Raw genomic sequence first — 2,584 nt, 5'->3', positions numbered from 1 at the left:
GCCGCACGCTTGGCCCGCTCTGCATGTTGAAAGTTCATATCTTCGCTTGCGAAAGCCAACTGCCGAATATTTCTTTGCCCACTGTCACTCAGGTCAAACATCCCAGCGGGGCGTTTGAGTAACGTTCCGGTAGCTGGGGCAAACCGTACGACATTGCGCCCGGCGTCCTTGGCCTCATACATCGCTGCGTCAGCGGATTTCATGAGGTCCGTCTGACTGGTTTCGTGATTGACAAACACGACCGCGCCGATGCTGGTGCTGCAATGGTGTTCAATGGTGGTGACTTGCCTCCCGGTGTGTGCCGCCGTCAAGTGGTAAGGAGCCGCCAGACTGGCACGAATTTTCTCAGCCACGCCAGCGGCTTGCTCCGTGGACAGTTGTTTGTCCCGGCCCAGTTCGTCGAGCAGCACTACAAATTCATCTCCACCAAAGCGTGCCACGGTGTCGACTTCACGCAGGCATTCAGTTAACCGCCGTGCCACCTCAATCAGCAGCAAGTCCCCCATTTCATGCCCGTGGGTGTCGTTTAGCGACTTAAAGTTATCCATATCCAGAAACATTAAGGCGCAGTACAACCCGCTGCGCTTGCTGGCCGCCATGACTTGGCTCAGGCGGTCACTCAACATGCGCCGGTTGGGTAAACCAGTGAGGGCATCACAGAATGCCATTTGTTGCATCTTTGATTCCAAAACCTTGCGTTCGGTGATGTCTGTAAACATCGCGAGGTAACTCTCGTTGCCGCCCTGTTCATCACGCACACTCTGAATGGTGAGCTGCTCTGGATAGACCACGCCATCTTTGCGTCGATTAAAGATTTCGCCACTCCAAAAACCATTTGCAAGCAAATCGTTCCACATGGCTGTGTAGAAATTCGCATCTTGATGCCCTGACCGAAGAATTCTCGGATTTTGACCCAGCGCCTCGGCACGGTCATAGCCCGTAATGCGGACGAATGCATCGTTGACGTCGATGATGATGCCGCTGGCATCGGTAATCGCGATGCCTTCGCGTGCGTTATTAAAGACACTGGCTGCTAACTTTAGCTTTGCCTCTGACCGTTTACGTTCGGTGATATCCCGTAACGTGGATAACACGGCAGTTTGGCCCAAATGGGAAATCGGTTGGCTTTGCGCTTCCACATCAAAGACAGTTCCATCGAACTTGATGTATTTCTCTTCAATCCGTAGCCCGGCGATACCATGTTCAGTAACCACCTTGACCCGCTCCACCACAAGATGGTGAAAGTCGGGGTGGATCAACGTCAAAACAGATTTATCCAGCAGTTCTTGGGCGTTCTTGGCGCCAAACATCTGTACCGCTGCCGGATTCACAAACAGCAGTTTCCCATTTCGATGCAGCAAAATCGCATCCAGAGACATCTCGAACACAGTTCGAAAATGAGACTCGCTCTCAATCAGGGCGAGTGCAATCCGATGGCGTTCAGTGATGTCATGGGCAATCCCGAGAACACCGATGACCTGCCCTTTCGAATCGCGAACTGGCGTCTTTGTTGTATCCAGCAATTCACGGTGACCGTCAGACGCGAAAGTGACCCATTCTTCGTTGCTACTAGGGCCGTCCCTGTCCATAGCGACTTGGTCATTCTTGCGAAATAAATCGGCAAGCTCTTTGTCGACAAAGTCGTAATCGGTTTTGCCGACGATCAGCCGCTCTGGTGCGCCAAAGAACTGCTCGAATCTTGAGTTGCATGAAAGGTAGACGCCTTGCGTGTCCTTGAGCCAGACCAGGTCCGGAATGGCATGAATGAGCGTGCGCAGACGAAAATCACTCATTGCGTGGTCGGCCAACCGAGGCTCTGCTGCGTGAGAGCGCTCATTACGCAGAACCGCAAGTTCAGCATTGGCTTTGAGTAAATCCAGTTCGAGCTGTTTGCGTCCTGAAATCTCAGTCAGCACAAGTCGGTATGTCAACTCGCCATCATCATCAAGCAGCGAAGTTGCCGACACTTGTACCTGGAATATCTTACCGACAGCGCTTGCAACTTTCAATTCGCATGACCGAGATTCACGAGATTTTTTAAGCTGATTGAGCAGAGAATAGTAGGCGTGTTGGTCTTCCTTCAAGATGTATTGGGATAAGGGGCATTTAATCAATGCACCTCGTGATGCGCCAAGCATGGCCGCAACGGAGAAGTTGGTCTCAATAAACAAGCCAAACTTATTGAGGCTGCAATAGCCCACCGGGGCTAAATCGTAGAGATCAAAATAGCGGCTTTTTTGGCGGTCGAGTTCAAGTTGAATAGCGCGCAGTTCGTCGTTCTGCATCTCAAGTTCGATCTGGTGCACGCCCAATTCCTGCCACATTTGTCCGGATTCCAGGCGCGACATGACATCGCTCTTGGAGGACGCATTAATGTATGTTTCTTGGTAGAGCGTTTCGGCCTGCTGCCGCAGGCTTTGCGAGGTGGCTGGCAAAGAAAGACTTGCTGACTCCACCACAGTTGACGATGCTGTGACTTGAGGATTAACACCAAGCTCAGAAATAGTAGTCCCACGTTTGATCTTGTGAGCTATTTTTCGAGGAGATGTGTCACTCATGGGTAGTTCACAACTTTCTCAGTTTC

Annotated in this window: 1 protein-coding gene; it reads right to left on the bottom strand. The window is 51.6% G+C overall.

What is annotated here, in order from left to right:
* The coding region (locus tag WCG50_RS18840; RefSeq protein ID WP_336901133.1) for a PAS domain S-box protein at positions 1-2,558 on the bottom strand (2,558 nt) is incomplete at its 3' end.
* Positions 2,559-2,584 lie beyond the last annotated feature (26 nt).

The sequence above is a fragment of the Rhodoferax sp. genome (assembly GCF_037143375.1).
In the GTDB taxonomy this organism is placed as follows: domain Bacteria; phylum Pseudomonadota; class Gammaproteobacteria; order Burkholderiales; family Burkholderiaceae_C; genus Rhodoferax.
The sequence above is the reverse complement of the archived record's forward strand: the minus strand, read 5'-3'. Positions and strand labels throughout refer to the sequence as shown.